The sequence below is a fragment of the Kitasatospora sp. NPDC057936 genome (assembly GCF_042887525.1).
Taxonomy (GTDB): Bacteria; Actinomycetota; Actinomycetes; order Streptomycetales; family Streptomycetaceae; genus Kitasatospora.
The window spans coordinates 176415-199177 of the sequence record NZ_JBHVPD010000004.1; the positions used below are offsets into that span (position 1 = coordinate 176415).

General features: G+C 74.1%; 23 protein-coding genes. 14 read left to right on the plus strand and 9 right to left on the minus strand.

Annotated elements, in window-relative coordinates; all coding sequences use genetic code 11:
* The 3 genes from hydA to ACFVU9_RS03960 all read left to right on the plus strand — a co-directional run bounded on the left by hydA (window position 1) and on the right by ACFVU9_RS03960 (window position 4141).
* Entirely contained in the window at window positions 1-1431 is a 1431-nt protein-coding gene (hydA, locus tag ACFVU9_RS03950) for a dihydropyrimidinase (RefSeq protein WP_380437333.1), read from the plus strand.
* A gap of 95 nt (window positions 1432-1526) precedes the next feature.
* Window positions 1527-2540, plus strand: coding sequence for a TIGR03842 family LLM class F420-dependent oxidoreductase (locus tag ACFVU9_RS03955; RefSeq protein WP_380499950.1), 1014 nt, complete (start codon window positions 1527-1529; stop codon window positions 2538-2540).
* Between the two features lie 77 nt (window positions 2541-2617).
* Window positions 2618-4141 carry an NCS1 family nucleobase:cation symporter-1 gene (locus tag ACFVU9_RS03960; RefSeq protein WP_387589628.1) on the plus strand — a complete coding sequence of 508 codons (1524 nt, stop codon included), beginning with the start codon at window positions 2618-2620 and terminating at the stop codon, window positions 4139-4141.
* A 112-nt stretch (window positions 4142-4253) separates the two neighbouring features.
* Here ACFVU9_RS03960 and ACFVU9_RS03965 read toward each other — a convergent pair whose 3' ends face one another.
* Entirely contained in the window at window positions 4254-5492 is a 1239-nt protein-coding gene (locus tag ACFVU9_RS03965; RefSeq protein ID WP_380499948.1) for a glycosyltransferase, read from the minus strand.
* Window positions 5493-5683: 191 nt separating this feature from the next.
* On the opposite strand from ACFVU9_RS03965, the gene ACFVU9_RS03970 reads away from it, so the two are divergent.
* The gene (locus tag ACFVU9_RS03970) at window positions 5684-5950 is read left to right on the plus strand and encodes a GlsB/YeaQ/YmgE family stress response membrane protein (protein WP_380437327.1); all 267 of its coding nucleotides are present in this window, start codon (window positions 5684-5686) and stop codon (window positions 5948-5950) included.
* Between the two features lie 50 nt (window positions 5951-6000).
* On the opposite strand, the gene ACFVU9_RS03975 is transcribed toward ACFVU9_RS03970, so the two are convergent.
* From ACFVU9_RS03975 to ACFVU9_RS04000, 6 genes are all read right to left on the minus strand, one after another.
* Window positions 6001-6924: an ADP-ribosylglycohydrolase family protein gene (locus ACFVU9_RS03975; protein ID WP_387589632.1), complete on the minus strand. Its 924-nt coding sequence runs from the start codon at window positions 6922-6924 to the stop codon at window positions 6001-6003.
* 110 nt (window positions 6925-7034) lie between these two features.
* Window positions 7035-7622, minus strand: a complete 588-nt coding sequence (locus tag ACFVU9_RS03980; RefSeq protein WP_380437323.1) for a TetR family transcriptional regulator — start codon at window positions 7620-7622, stop codon at window positions 7035-7037.
* Between the two features lie 107 nt (window positions 7623-7729).
* Window positions 7730-8752: an aldo/keto reductase gene (locus ACFVU9_RS03985; RefSeq protein ID WP_387589636.1), complete on the minus strand. Its 1023-nt coding sequence runs from the start codon at window positions 8750-8752 to the stop codon at window positions 7730-7732.
* A 128-nt stretch (window positions 8753-8880) separates the two neighbouring features.
* Window positions 8881-9372, minus strand: coding sequence for a (4Fe-4S)-binding protein (locus ACFVU9_RS03990; RefSeq protein ID WP_387589639.1), 492 nt, complete (start codon window positions 9370-9372; stop codon window positions 8881-8883).
* Complete coding sequence (locus ACFVU9_RS03995; RefSeq protein WP_380499944.1) at window positions 9372-9674, minus strand: GNAT family N-acetyltransferase; 303 nt, start codon at window positions 9672-9674, stop codon at window positions 9372-9374. Before ACFVU9_RS03995 ends, ACFVU9_RS03990 begins: the two co-directional genes overlap by 1 nt.
* 50 nt (window positions 9675-9724) lie before the next feature.
* Window positions 9725-10537: a class I SAM-dependent methyltransferase gene (locus ACFVU9_RS04000; protein WP_387589642.1), complete on the minus strand. Its 813-nt coding sequence runs from the start codon at window positions 10535-10537 to the stop codon at window positions 9725-9727.
* A gap of 174 nt (window positions 10538-10711) precedes the next feature.
* Here ACFVU9_RS04000 and ACFVU9_RS04005 point away from each other — a divergent pair, with 174 nt between their 5' ends.
* From ACFVU9_RS04005 to paaE, 8 genes are all read left to right on the plus strand, one after another.
* A complete protein-coding gene (locus tag ACFVU9_RS04005; protein WP_387589645.1) occupies window positions 10712-12196 on the plus strand; it encodes a sensor histidine kinase in 1485 nt (494 codons plus the stop codon).
* On the plus strand, window positions 12193-12852 hold the full coding sequence (locus tag ACFVU9_RS04010) for a response regulator (protein WP_380437312.1): 660 nt from the start codon (window positions 12193-12195) through the stop codon (window positions 12850-12852). The genes ACFVU9_RS04005 and ACFVU9_RS04010 overlap by 4 nt, the downstream gene beginning before the upstream one ends.
* A 603-nt stretch (window positions 12853-13455) precedes the next feature.
* A complete protein-coding gene (locus tag ACFVU9_RS04015) occupies window positions 13456-15027 on the plus strand; it encodes a M20/M25/M40 family metallo-hydrolase (RefSeq protein ID WP_387589648.1) in 1572 nt (523 codons plus the stop codon).
* A 275-nt stretch (window positions 15028-15302) separates the two neighbouring features.
* Window positions 15303-16349 carry a 1,2-phenylacetyl-CoA epoxidase subunit PaaA gene (gene paaA / locus ACFVU9_RS04020; protein WP_387589651.1) on the plus strand — a complete coding sequence of 349 codons (1047 nt, stop codon included), beginning with the start codon at window positions 15303-15305 and terminating at the stop codon, window positions 16347-16349.
* On the plus strand, window positions 16346-16657 hold the full coding sequence (gene paaB / locus ACFVU9_RS04025) for a 1,2-phenylacetyl-CoA epoxidase subunit PaaB (protein ID WP_380437306.1): 312 nt from the start codon (window positions 16346-16348) through the stop codon (window positions 16655-16657). The genes paaA and paaB overlap by 4 nt, the downstream gene beginning before the upstream one ends.
* Before the next feature lie 13 nt (window positions 16658-16670).
* On the plus strand, window positions 16671-17591 hold the full coding sequence (gene paaC, locus ACFVU9_RS04030) for a 1,2-phenylacetyl-CoA epoxidase subunit PaaC (RefSeq protein ID WP_387589655.1): 921 nt from the start codon (window positions 16671-16673) through the stop codon (window positions 17589-17591).
* Window positions 17585-18139 carry a 1,2-phenylacetyl-CoA epoxidase subunit PaaD gene (gene paaD / locus ACFVU9_RS04035; RefSeq protein WP_387589658.1) on the plus strand — a complete coding sequence of 185 codons (555 nt, stop codon included), beginning with the start codon at window positions 17585-17587 and terminating at the stop codon, window positions 18137-18139. Before paaC ends, paaD begins: the two co-directional genes overlap by 7 nt.
* A complete protein-coding gene (gene paaE / locus ACFVU9_RS04040) occupies window positions 18140-19321 on the plus strand; it encodes a 1,2-phenylacetyl-CoA epoxidase subunit PaaE (protein ID WP_387589661.1) in 1182 nt (393 codons plus the stop codon).
* 88 nt (window positions 19322-19409) lie between these two features.
* On the opposite strand, the gene ACFVU9_RS04045 is transcribed toward paaE, so the two are convergent.
* Both ACFVU9_RS04045 and ACFVU9_RS04050 read right to left on the minus strand, forming a co-directional pair.
* A complete protein-coding gene (locus ACFVU9_RS04045) occupies window positions 19410-20561 on the minus strand; it encodes an NAD(P)-binding domain-containing protein (RefSeq protein ID WP_387589664.1) in 1152 nt (383 codons plus the stop codon).
* A 124-nt stretch (window positions 20562-20685) separates the two neighbouring features.
* Window positions 20686-21057, minus strand: a complete 372-nt coding sequence (locus tag ACFVU9_RS04050; RefSeq protein WP_359957476.1) for a YbjQ family protein — start codon at window positions 21055-21057, stop codon at window positions 20686-20688.
* Between the two features lie 124 nt (window positions 21058-21181).
* Between ACFVU9_RS04050 and ACFVU9_RS04055 the strand changes: the two genes are divergently transcribed.
* Window positions 21182-22114, plus strand: coding sequence for a hypothetical protein (locus ACFVU9_RS04055; RefSeq protein WP_380437296.1), 933 nt, complete (start codon window positions 21182-21184; stop codon window positions 22112-22114).
* A 44-nt stretch (window positions 22115-22158) separates the two neighbouring features.
* A complete protein-coding gene (locus tag ACFVU9_RS04060; RefSeq protein ID WP_380437294.1) occupies window positions 22159-22674 on the plus strand; it encodes a hypothetical protein in 516 nt (171 codons plus the stop codon).
* The last annotated feature ends 89 nt before the right edge of the window (window positions 22675-22763 follow it).

The following is a 22763-nucleotide window of genomic DNA, read 5'->3' on the forward strand; positions in this document are numbered from 1 at the left end:
ATGACCACTCCCGACCCCCGCCACCGCACCGTCATCCGCGGCGGCCTCGTCATCACCGCCGCCGACGAACTCCACGCCGACGTCCTCATCGAGGGCGAACGCGTCGCCGCCCTCGCCACCACCGGCAGCTCCGCCGCCGGGGCCTGGAGCGCCGACACCGTCATCGACGCCGCCGGCCACTACGTCATCCCGGGCGGCGTCGACGCCCACACCCACATGGAACTGCCCTTCGGGGGCACCGCGGCCTCCGACACCTTCGAGACCGGCACCCGCGCCGCCGCCTGGGGCGGCACCACCACCATCGTCGACTTCGCCGTCCAGCCCGTCGGCGGCTCCCTGCGCGAGGGCCTGGACGCCTGGCACGCCAAGGCCGACGGAAACTGCGCCGTCGACTACGCCTTCCACACCATCGTCTCCGACGTCACCGACGGCGTCCTCAAGGAGATGGACGCGCTCGTCGACTCCGGAGAGTCCACCTCCTTCAAGCTCTTCATGGCCTACCCCGGCGTGTTCTACAGCGACGACGGCCGCATCCTGCGCGCCATGCAGCGCGGCGCCGCCAACGGCGGGCTCGTCATGATGCACGCCGAGAACGGCATCGCCATCGACGTCCTCGTCGAACAGGCGCTCGCCGCCGGGCGCACCGCGCCCCGCTACCACGGGGAGGTGCGCCGCGAACTCCTGGAGGCCGAGGCCACCCACCGGGCCATCAAGCTCGCCCAGGTGGCCGGCAGCCCGCTCTACGTCGTCCACGTCTCCGCCGCCTCCGCCCTCGCCGAGATCGCCCAGGCCCGCGACGCCGGGCTCAACGTCTTCGGCGAGACCTGTCCGCAGTACCTGTTCCTCTCCACCGACAACCTCGCCGAGGAGGGCGCGGACGGCTTCGAGGGCGCCAAGTACGTGTGCAGCACGCCCCTCCGGCCGCGCGAGCACCAGGAGGCCCTGTGGCGGGGGCTGCGCGCCAACGACCTCCAGGTCGTCTCCACCGACCACTGCCCGTTCTGCTTCGCCGGGCAGAAGGAACTCGGGCGCGGCGACTTCTCCAAGATCCCCAACGGCCTTCCGGGCGTGGAGAACCGGATGGACCTCCTCCACCAGGCCGTCGTCGACGGGCACCTCACCCGCCGCCGCTGGATCGAGATCGCCTGCACCACGCCGGCCCGCATGTTCGGCCTGCACCCGCGCAAGGGCACCATCGCGCCCGGCGCCGACGCCGACATCGTCGTCTACGACCCCACCGCGGTGCAGACCGTCTCCGCCGCCACCCACCACATGAACGTCGACTACTCCGCCTACGAGGGACGCCGACTCACCGGCCGGGCGCGGACGGTGCTCTCGCGCGGCACCGTCGTCCTCGACGGCGACAGGTGGCTCGGCCGCGCCGGACACGGCACCTTCCTGCGCCGCGACACCTGCCAGTACCTGGTCTGACACCGCCCTTCCCTTCCCCTCCTCCTCCGGTCCGTCCGCCGCCCGGGCTCCTTCCGGCCCCGGGCGGCGGCCCCGTCCCCTTCCTGGAGCCACCGATGGACATCGGCCTCGTCCTGCAGACCGATCCGCCCGCCCGCCTGCTCGTCGACCGGATGATCCGCGCCGAACGGGCCGGGTTCAGCCACGGCTGGACCTTCGACTCCTGCGTCCTGTGGCAGGAACCCTTCGTCATCTACAGCCGCATCCTCGCCGAGACCGAACGGCTCACCGTCGGCCCGATGGTCACCAACCCCTCCACCCGCACCTGGGAGGTCACCGCCTCCCTCTTCGCGACCCTCAACGACATGTACGGCAACCGCACCGTCTGCGGCATCGGCCGCGGCGACTCCGCCATGCGCGTCGCCGGACGCCGCCCCGCCACCCTCGACCGGCTCTCCCACGCCATGCACGCCATCAAGGAGTTGGCCGAGGGACGCACCGTCGAGGTGGACGGCACCGAGATGCACCTGCCGTGGGTGCGGCCCGGCGCCTCCCTGCCGATCTGGATGGGGGCGTACGGGCCGAAGGCGCTCGCGCTGACCGGACGCCAAGCGGACGGATTCATCCTGCAGTTGGCCGACCCCTACCTCACCGAGTACATGGTGAAGGCGGTGCGGGCCGCCGCCGTCGAGGCCGGCCGCGACCCCGACAGCGTCACCATCTGCGTGGCCGCGCCCGCCTACGTCACCGCCGACGACTCGCCCGCCGCACTCGCCCACGCCCGTGAGCAGTGCCGGTGGTTCGGCGGCATGGTCGGCAACCACGTCGCCGACCTCGTCAACCACTACGGCGAGCACTCCGACTTCGTCCCGGACGCCCTCACCGACTACATCAAGGACCGCCAGGGCTACGACTACAGCCACCACGGCCGCGCCGGGAACCCCGACACCGCCTTCGTCCCGGACGGGATCGTCGACCGCTTCTGCCTCATCGGGCCCCCCGCGGCGCAGCTCGCGCGGCTGGAGGAACTCCGCTCGCTCGGCGTCGACCAGTTCGCCGTCTACGCGATGCACGACGCCGTCGAGGCCACCATCGACGCCTACGGGACGGACGTCATCCCGCAGTTGTGACGCGCGACCGCGCCGTGGCGCCCAAGGCGGTCACGCCCTGCACGGACCACACCCGGGAACGGATAGGGGAGTTACCCATGGCCGACACCGCGACCACCGGCGGCGGACAGCTGCAGCACTCCGACGGACGGGTCGAACTCGACCCGTCCAGCGGGGAGTTGCCGCCCAACGGATTCACCAACGACGACCTGCGGCCCGTCCCGGTGGCGCGGCGGACCTGGACCACCTACAACTTCCTCGCCCTCTGGGTCGGCATGGCCCACAACATCCCCTCATGGACGCTCGCCTCCGGCCTCGTCGCACTCGGCATGGACTGGAAGCAGGCCGTCCTCACCATCGCCCTCGCCAACCTCATCGTGCTCGCGCCGATGCTGCTCACGGGACACGCGGGCACCAAGTACGGCATCCCGTTCCCGGTGTTCGCCCGCGCCTCCTTCGGGCTGCGCGGCGCCAACCTGCCCGCCCTCATCCGGGCCGCCGTCGCGTGCGCCTGGTTCGGCATCCAGACCTGGATCGGCGGCGAGGGCATCTTCCTGCTCGCGGGCAAACTCCTCGGCGAATCCTGGCGCACCGCGGGCGAGTTCGGCGGCTACCCGTGGACGCAGTGGCTCTCCTTCCTGATCTTCTGGCTGATCGAGATGGCCATCATCGCCCGGGGCATGGAAACGCTGCGGCGCTTCGAGAACTGGGCCGCGCCCTTCGTCATCGTGGGCGCCCTCGCGCTCCTCGTCTGGATGGCCCTCAAGGCCGGCGGGCTCGGGCCGCTGCTCGACCAGCCGTCCCAACTCGGCTGGGGCGGCGGCTTCTGGAAGGTCTTCTTCCCGGCACTGATGGGCATGATCGGCTTCTGGTCGACGCTCTCGCTCAACATCCCCGACTTCACCCGCTTCGGCGGCAGCCAGCGCGCCCAGATCCGCGGTCAGGCCCTCGGCCTGCCCACCACGATGACGCTCTTCGCGCTGCTCTCCGTCCTCGTCACCTCGGGCTCGCAGGCCGTCTACGGCAAGCCGGTGTGGGACCCGATCGAACTCGCCGCGAAGATGGAGAGCCCGGTCGGCCTCCTCTTCGCGCTGCTCACCGTCCTGGTCGCGACGCTGTCGGTGAACATCGCCGCCAACGTCGTCTCGCCCGCCTACGACCTCTCCAACCTGCTGCCCAGGTTCATCGGCTTCCGGACCGGGGCGCTCGTGACGGGCGTCGTCGGGATCGCGATCTTCCCGTGGAAGCTGATCTCCGACCCTCACGTGTACATCTACACCTGGCTCGGAGTGGTCGGCGGCCTGCTCGGCACGGTCGCCGGGGTGCTCATCGCCGACTACTGGGTGCTGCGCCGTACCCGGCTCCGGCTCGCGGAGCTGTACCGGCCGGGCGGGGCGTACTGGTACGCGGGCGGGTGGAACTGGCGGGCCGTGGCCGCGCTCGTGGTCGGCGGCGTGCTGGCGGTCGGCGGGTCGCACGGCGGGCCGTTCCCGGCGGACGGGCTGGTGCCGGCGCTAAGGCCGCTCGCCGATTACGGGTGGGCGGTCGGGTTCGCGGCGTCGTTCGTGCTGTACGCGGGGCTGGGGTGGCGGGGGAGGGGGCGGCTGATGGCGGACGACTGACAGATGACAGATAACAGATTTCAAACTCTGTTATCTGTCATCTGTTTGTTGTCACCTGTCACCTGTCGTCCGTTGCTTGTCGTCCGTCGCTGGTCGCGCGCACCGCTCCCCGTCAGCCGGCAGCCCGCTCGACCGCCGCGAGGACCTTCGCCGTGCCGTCCTCGGCGGCGAGCGTGGCGGCCACCCCCGCGGCCCGGTCGCGGTACCGGGGATCATCGAGGGTCCGGCGGATGGCGGTCGCGAGGCGGGCGGCGGTGAGGTCGCGGAGGGGGACCGGGCCGGGCGAGACCCCGAGCCGAGCCAGGCGCGCCGACCAGAACGGTGCGTCCAGCTGGGCCGGCACCGGGATGGCTGGTGTGCCGCAGCGCAGGGCCGCGGCCGTAGTCCCGGCGCCCGCGTGGTGGATCACCGCGGCCACCCGAGGGAACAGCCACTCGTGCGGGGTGTCGCCGATCGTGAGCACGTCGTCCGTGTCCGCCGCGGTGAGCTCGCTCCACCCCGACTGCAGGACGGCGCGCACCCGGGCGGCACGGACCGCCGCGAGGACGGTGGCGGTGAGCCGCTCCGGATCGGGGACGACCAGGCTGCCGAATCCGACGAACACCGGAGGCGGGCCCGCCGCAAGGAAGTCCAGCAGACGCTCCGGCGGCTGCCATCGCCGGTCCGGGCACGGCCACCAGTACCCGGCGACGTCCAGGCGCGGGTGCCAGTCGGTCGGCCGAGGAATGACGGTGGGCGAAAACCCATGCAGGACCGCGTGGTTGTGCCGCGCGCGGGCGATGCTGAGGCGCGGCAGGCCGAGGCGGCGGCGCAGCGCGCGGACGGCGGGGGCGAAGAGCTGGTCCGTCGCGGTCTGGACGGCGTGGCCGGCGAGCAGGTTGCCGGGCCCGCCGAGCGACCGGGTTCCCGTCACGGCCGGTGCGAACTCCCGGGTGGGAGCGATCGGTTGGAGGTAGAGCCCGATGCTGGGAATGCCGGCGGCCTCGGCGGCGGCCTGGCCGAGCGCGCTGGTGGTGCTGGTGGTGAGCAGGAGGTCGGTGCCGAGTGCGGTGGCGTCGGCGATGCCGTCCCCGAGTGCCGGCATGAACTGACGTCCCAGGCGCAGAAGTCGGAGTACCACGAGCGGTCCCGAACCGGCTTTCAGCAGGCGCCGCCCTTCGTCCGAGGCGAGTGCGGCCCGCGGGTCGACGGGCAGCGGGCGGAATTCGAGTCCGGCGGCGCGCACCTGGTCGGCGAACGTGGTGTGGGTGGCGACGGCGACCTGGTGCCCGGCCGCTCGCAGGCGGGTGCCGAGCCCGGTGAAGGGGGCGACGTCGCCCCGCGATCCGGCGGTGGCGATCAGGATGCGCATGGCCGCAGTATCCCGGCGCCGCCGCCGTGCCGGGAGGGTGCCACGCCCGTGCGTCCACCCTGCGGCCGCCCGTGTACGGGGCCCGGTCGGCGACCGTCCGCCAGTGCGTGCCGGAACCGGCGGACCGCCCTCGGGCGTCCGTACCGGCAGAGCGGTCGGACGGGGCCGTCCGCTGGAGAACGGGAGGGCACATGAGCATCGTCGCCTGGATCGTGCTGGGCCTGATCGCGGGAGGCCTCGCCAAGCTGCTGCTGCCGGGGAGGGACCCGGGCGGCCTGATCGTGACGACCCTGATCGGCATCGCCGGGTCCTTCGTCGGCGGCTGGATCTCCGCGCGCTTCCTGCACCGGCCGGTGGCGACGCACTTCTTCGACCTGGCGACCTGGGCGTCGGCGATCGGCGGCGCGCTCGTACTGCTGATCATCTACCGGCTGCTGTTCGGCAACTCCCGGCGCTGACCAGGCCCGGCGGCCGACGGACGGTGGACGGCGGCCGGGCGCCGCGCCGGTCAGGCGGTCGCCGGCAGCTCGGTGACCCAGTCCGGCAGGTCCTCGCGGGCGGCCAGCCAGGCGGCGGGGACGCCGGCGAGGCCGGTCCGGGCGGCGACCACCCCGGCGGCGATGGCGCAGGTGGTGTCCTTGTCACCCCAGCCTTCGAGGGTGTGCCAGATGGCGTCGGGCAGCGAGTCCAGGTGCCCGGCGGCGGACCAGAGCGCGAACGGCACGGTGTCCGGCGCGGACAGCAGGAAGCCCGAGCCGAGCACGTTCGCGGCGTGCCGGACGCTGGTGTGCTCGGGCAGTCGGGCGGCGATCCGCAGGCCGGACCGCACGTCGCCGTCCGGCAGTCGTCCGGCAACCTCGGCCAGCAACTCGGCGCGGGAGGGCGGGTTCTGACCCCGGCTGCGGACGGCGAGCGCCGCGGCGAGTGCGACCGCGACCGAGCCGGCGACGGCCTCCGGGTGGAAGTGCGTGGTGAGCGCCTGGAGTTCGGCCTGCCGGGCCACCTCGTCCAAGTCGTCCGCGAACCACGCGCCGAGCGGTGCGACCCGCATGGCGGTGCCGTTCCCGTGGGAACCCTGCCCGTCGAACTGGGCGGCGGTGACGATCCGCCAGTCCTCGCCCTGATCTATCGCGCGCAGCACCCGGTGCATCGACGGGCCGTACTTGCGCCCGTACTCGCGGGCGTACTCCGCGGCGAAGTCCCGGGCCAGCGAGTCCTGTTGGATCTCGCCGTGGGTCGCCAGGTGGCGGACGAGGACGAGTGCCATCGCGGTGTCGTCCGTCCAGTGCCACGGCGCGGGCCGGGTGAGGCGCGCCGCGAGCGCGTCCGGGGCCTCGTCGAGCGGCACCGAGAACCAGCGGTCGCCGAAGGCGTCGCCGAGGGCGAGTCCGTGCAGGCTGTCGAGAACGGGACCGGTGGTGCCCGCGCGCATGTCATCCTCCGAGTGAGATCAACCGTGCGCGGAAGTCTGCACGAACACCGGGCGGACCGGCGACCGGTTTTCGCTCCGGCGCCGGCCCGCCCGGGCCCGGACGTGCGCCGTCACCTGGCGCGCAGGCCGTTGAGGATGAGCGTCCAGAGGGCCTCGAAGCGCTCGTTCGCCTTCGGGTCGGACCACTCGCCCGCGTACGCGGGGTCGTGGAAGTGCGCCGTGGCCTCGAAGACGGCGCGCGCCGTCGTGAGGATGTGGGCGAGCTTGAAGTCCTTCTTCTCCATGCCGTCCTGGACGATCTGCGCGATCTGGCGGACCATCGTGTCGATGTGCGCCTCGACCGTGCCGCTGTTCTCCTCGACCAGCACCATGTAGGTCGCGAACAGCTGCGGGTCGTCGAGCGCCTTCTTCCGCTTGGCCGCGAACAGCGTCACCAGCCAGCGGTGCAGCCGCTCCTCGGCCGGGCCGCCCTCGATCGAGATGTTCGCGAGCACGAAGTGCGCCTGGTCGAGCCAGCGCTGGGTGACGGCCTCGCGCAGCGCGGCCTTGCTCGGGAAGTGGCGGTAGACGCTGCTGTGGCTGACGCCGAGGATCCGGGCGACGTCCACGACGGTGGCCTTGGCCGGGCCGAACCGCCGCAGGACGTCCTCCGCAGCGGTCAGGATCTGCTCGGCGGTGAGGGTGGTGTCCGTCGTCACGGGAGGTACGTCCTTACGGGAGGGCCGCCCGCCGTGGGGGCGGACGGCGGCGGTACGGGCGGGGGTGTCTGGCGTGCGGTGTGCCGGCCGGGACGTGCTCCGGCCGGTCAGCGCTCGCTGTCGAGGCGGGCCATCTGGTCGGCGGCGTACCGCTCGCCCGCGGCCGAACCGGCGGGGACGACCGCCTCGATGGCCGCGAGGTCGGCGGCGGTGAGCTCGACGTCGAGCGCGCCGAGCGCCTCCGCCAGGCGGTCCCGGCGGCGGGCGCCCACCAGCGGGACGACGTCCTCCCCGCGCGAGGCGACCCAGGCGATGGCGACCTGCGCGACGCTCGCGCCCTTCGCCGTCGCCACGTCGCGCAGCGCCTCGACGAGGGCGAGGTTGTGGGTGAGGTTGTCGCCCTGGAAGCGCGGGCTGTGGCCGCGGAAGTCGGTGCCCGCCAGCGGGCGTTCGGTGTTCCAGTGGCCGCTGAGCAGGCCGCGCGAGAGCACGCCGTAGGCGGTGACGCCGATGCCGAGCTCGCGGGCGGTGGGGAGGACGGCTGCCTCCGCGGACCGGGAGAGCAGCGAGTACTCGATCTGCAGGTCGCTGATCGGGTGCACGGCGGCGGCCCGGCGCAGGGTGTCGGCGCCGACCTCCGACAGGCCGATGTGGCGCACGTAGCCGGCCTTGACGAGGTCCGCGATCGCGCCGACCGTCTCCTCGATCGGGACGGTCGGGTCCAGGCGGGCCGGGCGGTAGACGTCGACGTAGTCGGTGCGCAGGCGGCGCAGGGTGTAGGCGAGCGCGGTCTTGGTGGCGGCGGGACTGGTGTCGTAGCCGACCCACTGGCCGGACGGGTCGCGCTGGGCGCCGAACTTGACGCTGATCTGCACGTCCGTGCGGTCGCGGCCGCGCAGGGCGTCGTGGATCAGCAGCTCGTTGTGACCCATGCCGTAGAAGTCGCCGGTGTCGAGGAGCGTGATCCCCGCGTCGAGGGCGGCGTGGATCGTGGCGATGCTCTCGGACTCGTCGGCGGGGCCGTAGAGGTCGGACATGCCCATGCAGCCGAGGCCGAGGGCGGAGGTGAGCGGGCCGGCGGCGCCGAGGGCGCGCTGCGCGGGCTTCGGGGTGCGGTCGGAAGCAGACATGAGGGCTCCAAGGGTCGGTACGGCGCCGGGAGGCGATGGACGAAGTGACCCGGGTGCCACTATGGCACGACAGCGAACAGATTTCAAAATCTGTTTGCTGTCATCTGTTATCTGAAATCTGTCATCTGTTACTCGTCACTCGCAGCCCCGCCATCCGTGCCCCCGCCCCCGCCCCCGCCATCCGTGCCGTCAGCCCCGCCCCCGCACGCGCCGCTCCGGTCGCAGTACGGCTGCTCGGAGCTGTGTCCGCACCCGCACAGCATCGCCCTCGGCGTCTCCCGCACCTCGCCGTCCGGGCCCGCCACGCGCAGCTCGCCGCGCAGCAGCAACCGCCCGTCCGCGGTCCGCGTCACCGTCGTCGGCCGGTCCGGCGGTTCCGCCTCGCCGTCCGCGAGCCGGTAGCGCAGCGCGCCGGTCGGGCAGCGCCGCACGACCTCGGCGACGTCCGCGGCGGGCGCCGCGTCCGGGGAGATCCACGGCCGCCGACCGGTGTCGAACACCGCCGGCAGCCCGCGCACGCACTCGGCGGCGTGCCGGCAGATCCCCGCGTCGAACGTCACCGTGATCCCCGGGGCCTCGTACGCCTTCGCGCCGCGCGCGGCGGTGCCGTCGCCGCCCATCAGTCGCTCACCCGGCTGCGGTTCTCGTACGCGAGGTCCGTGTACTCGGGGTGGCGGATCATCCAGGCCTTGATGAACGGGCAGGTCGCCAGCACCGGCAGGTTCCGGGCGCGGGCGTCGTCCAGCGCGGCGCGGGCCAGCGCGCCCCCGACGCCCTGCCCCTCGAAGTCCGGTTCGACCACCGTGTGCGGGTACACCACCAGGTTGTCGCTGCGCAGGTACTCGGCGAAGCCCGCCATGCGGTCGTCCACCCAGGCCTCGAAGCGATTCCGCTCCTCGGCATCACGTACGGACAGGGTCATCGTGGGCTCCTCGCTGCCGGAATCGCGGGGCCGGGCGTGGCCCCGGTCCATCATCGAGCGGCCGGAGCCGCGTCGCCCGTCGGTTCGCCGGATACCGTGGCCGTGTCCTCGCCGGCCAGGGGGCGGAGTCCGGTGCGCGGCGCCGCGTCCCAGGCCGCCCGGCCGCCCGGGGCGCGCAGCAGGCAGGCCCGTGCCGGGGGCAGGTTGCGCCACACCGTCCGCTCGCCCAGTCCGTACGCCGCCTCGAACCGTCGCAGCAGGCGGACCACCGCCCGGTGCCGGGCGCCGCGCCGTGGTCCGGAGGTGAGGGTCCGGGCGGCCGTCGTCCCCAGGTAGCCGAAGTACGTCAGCTCGCCGCCGGGGACGAGCAGCCGCACGTACAGGTCCAGGAGCCTTCGGACCTGCGCCGGTTCGAAGTTGGTGAACGGCAGCCCCGACACGATCGCGTCGTAGCGGCCGCCCGCCGGGCCCGCCGCATCGTCCAGCTCCTCGACCCGGCAAGCGGAGAGCCGCAGTTCGAGCCCCGCCGGACGCGCGGCCAGCACCCGGTCCTCGCGCAGCCGGTCCGCGAAGCGCGGGTTCGCCTCGACGACGTGCAACCGGTCGCCGGGGCGCAGCACTTGGACCAGCCGCCGGGTCGCCACACCCGTTCCGGCGCCGACCTCCAGTACCGAGATCGGCCGGTTCGGACGGCTGGTCGCCGGAATGACCAGCGCGTTCACCAGCTCCGCGCTGCTCGGCGCCAGCGCACCGGTGTCGTGGAAGGTGCGCAGTGCCTCGGCGAAGAACAGGAGATGGTCGCGGGTCGCCGATTGGGGTGAACTGCCCTGCGGGAATGATGAGTCGGACCATTCGTTCGTCATGCCGTCGACGCTAGGAGCGCCCGAAGTTCCCGGAATCGGCCGTCGGACCACGCCGACCCCTGACGAAAGTCGAGGGCCCCGGTGACCGCAAGGAGGGGGCCGCGCCGCGTCGGCCGCCCGTAGCATCGAGCCGGACGGATGGAGGGATCGTCGGGAGAGGGCGGGGGTGGGCCGATGCGCACGGGCCCGCTCGGCTGGTACGGACCCGGCCGCCGCCCATGGGTCGACACGCTGCTCCTGCTCGCCGTCCTCGCGCTCGCCGTCGAGGAAGCGCTCGTCCACTGGTCCCGCACGGACGATCCGTTGCGTGTGCCGGAGGCCGTCGCAGCCACCCTCGCCTCGCTTTCCCTGCTCCTCGCCCGCCGGTGTCCGGTGGCCTCCGCCGTGCTGCCGGTCCTCACCGGCGGTCTGCTCAACCGCGCCCTGCCCGGATTGTTCAGCGTCTACCACCTCGCCTATCTCGGCCGCGTAGGTCCCGCCGTCGTCGGCGGCACCGCCATCGCCGTGCTCAACGCCACCCGGGCCGACACACTGGTCGGCTGGGCCGGCACCACCGGATCCCAACTCCTGCTCCAGGCCGCGACACTGTCCGTCGGCCTCTGGCTGCACGGTCGCCGCGTCCTGATCCGCACCCTACGCGAACAGGTCGAAACACTGAGCCGCGAACGGGAGTTGCGCACCGAGCAGGCCCGATCCGCCGAACGGGCCCGCATCGCACGGGAGATGCACGACGTCCTCGCCCACCGCCTGAGCCTCCTCGTGCTGCACGCCGGAGTCCTGCGCGACCAGGCCAGGGCCGGTACCGTCGCCGAAGACCCCGACCGGCTCACCCACCGGCTCGAACTCCTGCGCACCACCGCGGCCCACTCCCTCGACGACCTGCGCGACGTCCTCGGGGCGCTGCGCGCCGACTCGCCGCCCAGGCAGCAGTCGCGCGAACCGAGGCCGCTGGACGGTGAACCGAGGCCGCAGGACGGTGAACCGGGGTCACGGGCGGAGGAGTCCGCGCGGGTGGCGGCGCCTCCCCTGTGCGATCTCACCGAGCTGGTCGGCGAGGCCGTGGAGGCCGGACAGGAGGTCGAACTCGCCCTCGTCGGCGATCCCGACACCGTCCCGACCACCCACCGCCTGGCCGTGCACCGGCTGGTCCAGGAGGCGCTGACGAACGCCCGCAAGCACGCGCACGCCGCACCCGTCACCGTCCGGGTCGGCTACGGAGCCCCGGCCACCACCGTCGAGGTTCGTAATGGTCCAGGATCGGCGACGCCCAACGGCTGTGCGAGTGGCGGAGGTTACGGCCTGGTGGGGCTCGCCGAACGTGTCGCCGCGCTCGGCGGACACCTCGACGCCGGGCCGGACGGCAGTGGCGGCTACCGCCTCTCGGCACGCCTCCCGGCAGCGGAGCGCCCGTCGCAGGCGCTCCCGGAGGTCCCTGCCGCGCATGGGGCGGTGTCGGCTGGAGCGGACGGTCCGCGGCGGCGGCCAGGCCGACCGGATCCGGACGGTCGGGTTTCGGCCGAGTCGGACGCGGAAGGGCCGGATTCCGCTGGGCCGGTTTCGGCCAGGCCGTCGACAGACAGACCGGATCCGGACATAGTGCCCGGCCCGCCCATCCTCCTGACCCCCACTCCGCCCCCGCTGCCCGAGGACGTCCCATGATCCGCACAATGGTGGTCGACGACGACGCACTGGTCCGGCTCGGCCTCGTCGACCTGCTCGCCCAGGACCCGGGGCTCGTCGTCGTCGCCGAGGCCGCCGACGGCCTCCAGGCCGTCGAACTGGCGGCCGCCCGACGGATCGACGTCGCGCTGATGGACATCCGGATGCCCCGCCTCGACGGCATCGCCGCCACCCGCCGCCTGCGCGAGCTGCCCGAGGCCCCGCGCGTCATCGCGCTCACCACCTTCGACCTGGACGAATACGTCTACCGGGCGCTCGCCGCGGGTGCCGACGGCTTCCTGCTCAAGGACACCCCGCCGGCCGAGATCGCGCGGGCCGTGCACGTCGTCGCCGGCGGACAGGGCATGCTCCACCCGTCCGCCGCCCGCCGCCTCATCGACCGCTACCACCGCACGGGCGCGCCCCGGTCCGTCGCGGCCCGCAACAGGGTCTCCGGGCTGACCCCGCGCGAGACCGACGTGCTGCGCGAACTCGCCGACGGACTCTCCAACGCCGAGATCGCGGGTGTCCTCGGGATGCGGGAGAGCACCGTCAAGGCACACGTCAGCCGGATCCTCACCGCCCTCGGCGTCGGCAACCGCGTCCAGGCCGCGCTGATCGCACGCGACGCAGGGCTGGTGGCGGACGGCGCCTGAGCCCGGCGCGTCCCGGCACCGCCTCCGGCTCCCGGCCCGGCGGGTGACCCCGATGCCCCTGGTCGCGCCCCGGATTCGTACCGCGCGCTGAGCCCGTGTCACCCATCCGGCGTGGAAATGCGGCGCCTTGGCGGTTTGCGCTGCCGAAGCGCGGCGGCGGGTCCATGGTGGAGGTGGACGCGATCCGGCGACCGCGTCCGCGCGCCGAACCGGGCCCGCACGCCGAGCGTCCGCCGCCGTTCCCCGACGGGTGCCCGAGGCTGGGTCCGGCCCGGCACGCTGGGAGCAGGGCCACCTCGCAGGAAGCCGAACGGTTCTTCTAGGCTCACATCTCGGCTTCCCTGCGGTGCGCTCACCGCGCCCACCGCTACGAAGCCGCCGTCCACGGGGCACCGGGTGAACCGGAGCCACCGGATCGAGCGAGGAGGACGCAATGCCAAGCACGCCGACCAGCCGTTCCACCGCAGTTGGGCCGGACGGGCCGTCCGGACGGACCGCCCACCAATCCGGCCGCCCGGCCCGGCCCGCCCGGGTCCGGCACGCCGGATGGACCGGCCGGCCGGTGCGGCCGCTGAATACCGGCGGCGGCCGAGGAGGCGAGCGTTGAGTCCCCAGATCGTCGGGTCGCCGCGTGCGACCGCGGCCGCCACGACTGCACCGGCCGCACCCGGACCCGCCGCACCCGCGCCCGCCGCGACTGCGCCCGCCGAGGCCGCACCCGCCGCGACGGCGCCCGCCACGACCGCGCCGAAGTCCACGCCCAGGACGACGTCCACCGCAGCCTCCGCGCCGGTGCCCAAGGCCGCCTCCTCCGTGAACGCCACTGTGACCGCCACCGGGAGGGCGACCGTGCCTGGCGCCACCGAGGGCGAGGCCCGGTCCGAAACCCGGTCCGAGGCCCGGTCCGAGGCCCGCGCTGCGGCCCGCGCCGAGACCCGTGCTGCCGACGCCCATGTCGTCGAGGCCCGGCCCGGCGCCGTCGCCCAACCCGCCTCCACCGCTGCCCTCCCCGGGCTCCCGCAGGCCCTCAGCACCCGCGCCCGGACCCTCGCTGGCGGCGTCCGACGCCGCTGCGCCGACCTGGCGCGGATCGAGTCCCCGAGTGGTGACGCTCCCCGACTCGACGCCCTCGCCGAGGAGTTGGCCGCCGGCTTCCGTGCCACCGGAGCCACCGCCCGTCGCGAACCCGGTCCGGCCGGCGACCACCTCGTCCTGGAGTGGGCGGGGCAGGACGAGACCCTGCCCCACCTGCTCATCGTCGGCCACCACGACACCGTCTGGCCCGTCGGCACCCTCGCCGACTGGCCCGTCGCCGAACAGGACGGCACGCTCACCGGTCCCGGCGTCGTCGACATGAAGGGCGGCCTCGCCGTCCTGGAAGGCGCGTTCGCGCTCCTCGCCGACCTCGGGCAGCGGCCGCACCGCAGCGTTCGGGTGGTCGTGGTGTCCGACGAAGAGATCGGCAGCCCGGACGGGCGGCGCCTCGTGGAGCGCCAACTGCGGGGCGCCGCAGCCGTCCTGGGCCTCGAACCGCCGCATCCGGACGGCCGGCTCAAGACCGCCCGGCGCGGCAGCAGCCGGGTGCGGCTCACCGTCACCGGCCGGGAGGCCCACGCGGGCAACGACTCCCGCGACGGGGTGTCGGCCGTCGACGAGCTCGTCGACCAGCTCGTCGTGGTCCGCGGCCTGGCCGGTCAGCCCGGAACGGAGCTCAACGCCGGTCGGATCAGCGGCGGTTCGCGTGCGAACGTCGTCGCGGGGCGGGCCGAGGCCGAGCTCGGTCTGCGGTTCTCCACCGCCGAGGCGCAGCGCCGGACGCTCGACAACCTGGCCCGGCTGACCGCCCTGCGACCGGGGGCGCGGGTGCGCACCGAGGTGCTGTCGAGCCGTCCGGCGTGGCCGGAGCGCTCGGGCAATCCGCTGCTGAGGCACGTCCGTTCGCTCGCGGCGGTGCTGGGGCAGCAGCTCGACGGCGGTCCGGCGGGCGGCGCGGGGGACACCAACCTGCCCGGCTCGCGAGGACTGCCGACGCTGGACGGCTTCGGCGCGGTCGGCGCCGGGGCGCACGCCCGGCACGAGTACATCCGGATCGATCAGCTCGCGCCCCGGATCGCCCTGCTCGCCGCGCTCCTCGCGGTGCCGCTGCCGAGACTGCGGGATCGCGCGGAGGGCTGACGGGCGAGCGGCCGACGACTGACGACGAACAGATGGCAGCGAACAGATAACAGATGACAGCGAACAGATTTTGAAATCTGTTCGCTGTCATCTGTCTGTCCACCCGCACCGCACCCCCGCACCTCCCGGCGCCCCTGCGTCCCCGCATCCCCCGTCACCCGCGCCATCCCCGCCACCCTCATCCCTTGCCAGGGCCCTGCCTCGCCGCGCAGAATGGTACCGACCGAACGGTCAGTCGGTTGATGCGCGGCGAAGGCACGTGAGAGGGGACCGTGGTGACAGCAGAGGTGGCCGAGCCGGTCCCCGCACAGACGCAGGAGGAGCGGTTCGAGGCGGTGATCGCCGCCGAACAGCGGATCGAGCCCCGGGACTGGATGCCCGACGCCTACCGGGCGACCCTGATCCGCCAGATCGCCCAGCACGCGCACTCCGAGATCATCGGCATGCAGCCCGAGGGCAACTGGCTCACCCGCGCCCCGTCGCTGCGCCGCAAGGCGATCCTCCTCGCGAAGGCCCAGGACGAGGCCGGCCACGGCCTCTACCTCTACGCCGCCGCCGAGACGCTCGGCGTCGACCGCGCCGAGCTGACCGAGAAGCTGATCTCCGGCCGCCAGAAGTACTCCTCGATCTTCAACTACCCGACCCTCACCTTCGCCGACGTCGGCGTGATCGGCTGGCTGGTCGACGGCGCCGCGATCTGCAACCAGGTGCCGCTGTGCCGCTGCAGCTACGGCCCGTACGCCCGCGCGATGGTCCGGGTCTGCAAGGAGGAGTCCTTCCACCAGCGCCAGGGCTACGAGCTGCTCATGACCCTCATGCGCGGCACCGAGGCCCAGCGCCGGATGGTCCAGGACGCGGTCGACCGCTGGTGGTGGCCGTCGCTGATGATGTTCGGCCCCTCGGACGCCGACTCCCCGAACACGGCCCGGTCGATGGCGTGGCGGATCAAGCGCCACACCAACGACGAGCTGCGCCAGCGCTTCGTGGACATGACCGTCCCGCAGGCCGAGCACCTCGGCGTGACCCTCCCCGACCCCGAGCTGCGCCGGAACGAGGAGCGCGGCGGCTGGGACTTCGGCGAGCCCGACTGGGCCGAGCTGACCCGCGTCATCAAGGGCCAGGGCCCGTGCAACGCCCAGCGCGTCGAGCGCCGCCGGGCCGCCCACGAGGACGGCGCCTGGGTCCGCGAGGCGGCCGTCGCCTACGCGGAGAAGCGCGTCGCCGAGCACCGGGGCACCGAGCACCGGGGCGCCGAGTACCGGACCGCCGAGCACGGGACCGCCGAGCAGCCCAGCAGCACCGAACAGGAGAACGGAAAGTGACCGAGTCCAACGTCGACGGCGCCGCCAAGGCCGGCTGGCCGCTGTACGAGGTGTTCGTGCGCCCCCGGCGCGGCCTGAACCACGTCCACGTCGGTTCGCTGCACGCCTCCGACGACCGGATGGCCCTGCTCGCCGCCCGCGACCTCTACACCCGCCGCAACGAGGGCGTGAGCCTGTGGGTGGTCCGCTCGGACGCGATCACGGCCTCCACCCCGGACGAGCGGGACCCGTTCTTCGAGCCCAGCGGCGACAAGGTCTACCGCCACCCGACCTTCTACGACATCCCCGAGGATGTCCCGCACATCTGACGGGGGAACCACCGTGCACGACCACACCGCACCCGCCGGCACCGCCGCCGCACCGGACGACGACCACGTCTACCTCAGCCTCTCCGAGGCCGCCCCCGGCCCCGAGGGCGAGGGCCGCTGGGCGTACGGGACGGGCTTCGCCGACCCGCTGCTCGGCGTGGACAGCGCCCTGCCCGAGGGCGTGGACGGCGCCGACCTCGCCGCCTACTGCCTGATGCTCGGCGACGACGCCCTGATCCTCGCCCAGCGGCTGATCGAGTGGTGCACCCGCGCGCCCGAGCTGGAGGAGGAGGTCGCGCTCGCCAACCTCGGCCTCGACCTGCTCGGCCAGGCCCGCCTGCTGCTCACCAGGGCCGGCCAGGCGGACGGCACCGGGCGCACCGAGGACGACTTCGCGTACTGGCGCGAGGAGCACGAGTTCCGCAACGTCCGCCTCGTCGAGACGCCGAACGGCGACTTCGCGCACTCGGTCGCCCGCCTGCTCGTGTTCGCGACCGCCCGCGGCGCGCTGTACGAGGTGTTGAGCGCCCACCCGGACCCGGTGCTCGCGGCCGTCGCCGCCCGCGGCGTCAAGGAGCTGGCGTACCACCGCGAGTACGCGACCGCCTGGACGCTGCGGCTCGGCGACGGCACGCCGTACTCGTCGGCGCGCATGCAGGCCGGGCTGGACGCGGTGTGGCCGCTGCTGGAGGAGCTGTTCACGGCGCACCCGGTGGAGCTGCGCGTGGGCGTCGACCCGGCGGTGCTGCGCGAACCGGTGCTGCGCTCGCTCGCCGCGGTCCTCGCCGAGGCGGGGCTGACGGTGCCGGACGTGCTGCCGCTGGCCACCGTCCTGGGCCGCGCGGGCCGGGACGGCGTGCACACGGAGGTACTGGGACCGCTGCTCGCGGAACTGCAGGTGGTGGCCCGCGCCCACCCGGGGGCGACGTGGTGACGGGCGCGGGCGTGTCGGTGGAGCCCACCGTGCGGGACCTGGCCCGCGCGATCGCCGCGGCCGTCCCGGACCCGGAGCTGCCCATGCTCACCCTGGCCGACCTGGGGGTGCTGGCCGACGTCGAGGCGGACGGCGCCACGGGCGCGGTGACCGCCTGGCTGACCCCGACGTACTCGGGCTGCCCGGCCGTCGCGGAGATGGCCGCCGACGTCGACCGCCGCCTGCGCGCGGCCGGCTACCGGGACGTCCGGGTGCGGCTGCGGCTGGACCCGCCGTGGTCCACCGACATGATCACCGCCGAGGGCCGCCGCAAGCTCGCCGAGGCGGGCATCGCCCCGCCGCGCCCGGGCGCGGGGGCCGCTGGTGCGGCGCCGGTCGCGCTCACCCTGGGCCCCACCCGGACGGCCGCCTCCGCCGCCCCCGTGCCGTGCCCGCAGTGCGGCAGCGCCGACACGGAGGAGCTGTCCCGGTTCGGTTCCACCGCCTGCAAGGCCCTCTGGCGCTGCCGCGCCTGCCGCGAGCCGTTCGAACGCGTCAAGGAGATCTGAATGCCCGCCGCCAGCACGGAGACCAGTGCCGAGACCGGCACGGAGACCAGTGCCGAGACCAGCGCCGAGACCAGCGCCGGGATCAGCGTCGCGGCTCCCGCGGCCGCCCGCCGCCCCGTCTTCCACCACCTGCGGATCTCCGGGATCGAACGGCTCTGCGAGGACGCCGTCGCGGTGACCTTCGCCGTGCCGGACGCGCTCGCCGCCGCGTACGCGTTCCGGCCCGGGCAGACGCTGACGCTGCGCCAGGAGGTGAACGGCTGCGACGAGCGCCGCTCGTACTCGATCTGCGCCCCCGCCGGCGGCCCGCTGCGGATCGCCGTCCGCGAGGTGCCGGGCGGTCTGTTCTCCCGTCGGCTGGTGCGCGAGGCCCGGGTCGGCGACGAGCTGGAGGTGCTCACGCCCACCGGCCTGTTCAGCCCCGAACTCGGCGTCCCCGCCGACCACGTGCTGCTCGCGGCCGGCTCCGGCATCACCCCGATGCTGTCGATCGCCGCGTCCGTCCTGGCCGCCGACCGCGCCTCCACCGTCACCCTCCTCTACGGCAACCGGCGCAGCGACACCGTCATGTTCGCCGACGAGCTGGCCGACCTGAAGGACCGCTACCTCGGCCGCTTCCAGCTGGTCCACGTGCTGTCCCGGGAGACCAGGGACGCCGAACTGCTCAGCGGCCGTCTGGACCCCGAGCGGGTGCGCGCGCTGCTCGGCGCCCTCGTGGACGTCGGGCGGGTCGGGCACTGGTGGCTGTGCGGCCCGTTCGGCATGGTCGCCGGGGCGAAGGACCTGCTCGCCGAACTGGGCGTGCCGGGCGAGCGCGTCCACCAGGAGCTGTTCCACGCCGAGGACGAGCCGGTCACGGAGCGGGCCGACGACCCCGACGCGGCGGACGCCGGGGCGGACGGCGTGCACAGCGAGGTCACCGTCGTCCTCGACGGGCGCGGCAGCACGCTCTCCCTCCCGCGCGACCGCTCGATCCTCGACGGGGCCCAGCGCTCCCGCCCCGACCTGCCGTTCGCCTGCAAGGGCGGCGTCTGCGGCACCTGCCGCGCGCTCGTCACCGACGGCGAGGTGGAGATGCGCCGCAACTTCGCGCTGGAGGAGAAGGAACTGGCCGCGGGCTACGTCCTCACCTGCCAGGCCCGCCCGCTGACGGACCGGGTGACGGTCGACTACGACCGCTGAGCTGACCCGGGACCTGCCGCCGGACCGCCGTCAGCTGGACCCGGACCGCGCCCGGACCGCGCCCGGACCGTGTCGGACCCCGACCACGTCAGACCCCGACCGGGTCGGGACGCCTCGTCGGCTCACCCGCCAGATCCCCCGCCGGGTCGCCGAGCAGGCGGACCAGGTCGTTGACGGCGGCGCGCCCGGCCCGGTTGGCGCCGACCGTGCTCGCCGACGGCCCGTAGCCGACGAGGTGGACGCGCGGATCGGCGGTGGCCCGGGTCCCGGTGAGGGCGATGCCGCCGCCGGGGGAGCGCAGCCCGAGCGGGGCGAGGTGTCCGACCTCGGGGCGGAAGCCGGTCGCCCACACGATCGCGTCCACCGCCGACTCCTCGTCCCCCCAGGCGACTCCGTGCTCGGTGAGCCGGTCGAACATCGGCCGGCGGTGCAGCGCGCCCAGCTCCTCGGCACGCCGGTACGCGACGGACGGGCCGAGCCCGGTCACGCTCACCACGCTGCGCACGGGCAGTCCCAGGCGGACCCGCTCCTCGACCTTCGCGACCACTGCCCGCCCGTACTCGGGAGTGAACGGCCCCTCGTGGAAGACCGGCGGGGTCCGCGTGACCCACACCGTCTCGCCGACCGCCGCGACCTCCGACAGCACCTGGATCGCGGACGCCCCGCCGCCCACCACCAGCACGCGCTTCCCGGCGAACTCCGCCGGCCCGCGGTACTCGACGTAGTGCAGCTGCCGCCCGGCGAAGTGGCCCGGGTAGTGCGGCAGGAACGGGCGGGTCCAGGTGCCGGTGGCGTTGATCAATGCCCGGGTGGACCAGGTGCCGTGGTCGGTCTCGACCAGCAGCCGCGAGTCCGGCCGGTCCGACTCGGCGCGCACCGCGTGGACGGTCACGGGGCGCACGACGGGGAGCGCGTGCCGCGCCTCGTACGCCGCGAAGTACCCCGGCACGACCTCGCGGGCGGCGGAGGCCGGGTCGGGCGCGGGCAGTTCGGCGTCGGGCAGGTCGTGGAAACCGTGCACGGTGGCCATCCGCAGGGAGGGCGAGCGGTGCGCCCACGCGCCGCCCGGACCGCTCCCCGCGTCGAGCACGACGAAGCCGCCGTCGGCGTCCGCCCGGTAGGGGGCGAAGCCGCGGCGGCGCAGGTGGTAGGCGGCGGACAGGCCCGCCTGCCCGGCACCCGCCACCAGGACGTCCACCCGCCGCTGCCCCGCGTCGTCGGTTGCACCGTAAACAGTCACGCCGATGAAACATCGGGGGGTGGGGCGGGTGTTCCCCGCAGTGCCCGGCAGCCCCGGGCGGCTCCGGGGAGCCCCGGAGCCCCCCGGAGCCCCCTGGGGGCCCGGACCAGCCGGACCGGCCGCCTCAGGTCGTCGGGGAGATCACGGCCGCCGTGCCGTACGCGCAGACCTCGGTGCCGACGTCCGCCGCCTCTGTCACGTCGAAGCGCATCATCAGGACCGCGTTGCCCCCGCGCGCCTTGGTCTGCTCGACCAGCCGCTCCATCGCCTCGTTGCGGCTCTCCACCAGGGTCTTCGTCAGACCCTTCAGCTCGCCGCCGATCAGCGACTTCAGCCCGGCACCGATCTGGCTGCCGATGTGCCGGCTGCGCACGGTCAGCCCGAACACCTCGCCGATCACGTGGTCGACGCGGAAGCCGGGGATGTCGTTGGTGGTCACGACCAGGACGTCGGCGTTCGGGCCCTGCCCGCCGCCGTACTCGTTGATGTCAGCCATGGGGCCCATCCTGCCGCCGTCGCGCGTCCGAGTGACAGAGGCGTGGCCGGGGCGTGGCGGACAAGGTGTCCGGAAGCTGGTTCAGACCGGTGATCGGGCGGCCGAAAAGCCGTACCGTAGCCCCATGGGCGAGCGAAGCGATCATCCACAGGGGCCGGGCGCGGCGGAGGACTCCGGTGCGCAGGAGATCGAGGCGACGGTGGTGCTGGGCCTGCGGATCACCAACTGGCCGGCGCTGCGCGCCGCGGCGATCGCGGCCGTGGAGGAACTGGACTTCGACGGCATCGATCCGGCGGGCCAGCGCCGCGACCTGCTGCGCGAGGTGGCCGAGGACGCCAACGCGGCACTCGGCGCGCTGCTGCACCCGGACCGGCTGGTGGCCGCGATCCCGGGCGTCGAGGCGATCGGCGGGACGCTGGAGATCAGCGTCACCGAGGACTTCGCGCCGGATTTCGCCGAGCTGTTCCCGCTGGAGGGCGACGACGAGGACGGCGGCGGCGCGGGCGGGGACTGGACGCTCACCCCGCGCACCGCGTGCCTCCTGCACGCCCAGCTGCTCGGGCTGGCCGACGCCGCGTACGACGACCTCGACGAGCACGGGGACGACCCGGTCGCCGACGGCGAGGACGCCGACTGGACGGTCTTCGCCCGGCTGCCCCAGCGCACCTGGCGCCTCCACCGGGGCTGGCGCCGCGGGATGGCCCGGGCGTTCGACGACCTGGCCGACGACCTCGCGCTCGGCGAGTGGCCGCTGCCGCGCTGCCTGGCCGAGGAGATCGCGCTGCGGATGGCCCTCCTCGACGCCCGCGCGCTGCTCGGCGCGCAGCCCGAGTCGGTGGCCGACATGATGGGCGACCTGCCCGCCGACCTGTACGACTACGACTGGGACGGCTGCCACGACGAGCTGTTCGGCGTCTACGGGCCGGACGACGGCGACCCGGAGCTCGCCACCGAGCAGCGCACCGAGCTGCTGCTGGCAGCGACGCACCCGGAGGGCTGGTTCCTGGCCTACGAGGACGCGGAGGAGCGGGACGGCCAGCGCGGCTACCGGCGCTGACCCGCCGTCCGGCGCGTTCCGGGGGCGGCGGCTAGGCTGCGGACATGTCCGATGTATCTGATATGCGCGACGTGCCCGCAGGCCCGGACGGGCTCCCGGCGGCCGGGGACGACCAGTTCCTCTCCCGGATCGCGCTCGGACTGGACGGCGTGCAGGCGGCGCAGCGCGGCCGTACGGCCGAGGCGCGGGCCAGCTTCGAGGCGCTGTGGGAGGCGCTCGGCGAGCGCGGCGACGTCTTCCACCGCTGCGTGCTCGCCCACTACCTGGCGGACCTCCAGGACGACCCGCGGGCCGAACTGGAGTGGGACCGCCGGGCGCTGGCCGCCGCCGACTCGCTGACCGCCGAGCGGGCCCAGACGTACGAGTCCGCGCTCCAGGTGCGGGCGTTCTACCCGTCGCTGCACCTCAACCTGGCCTCCGACCACCTCAAGCTGGGCGAGGCCGACCTCGCGCGCGAGCAACTGGAGCGTGCCGTCCGCAGCCTGGACGCCCTGCCGGAGGACGCCTACAGCGCGGGCATCCGTGCGGCGGTGGACGAGCTGCGGCAGCGGCTGCGGTAGCCGCCGGCGGGTGTGGCCGGCGGGGTGTGGCCGGCGGGTGTGACCGACGGGTGCGGCAGAGGGCTGGGGCCGGGCGGGACCTGCCGTGA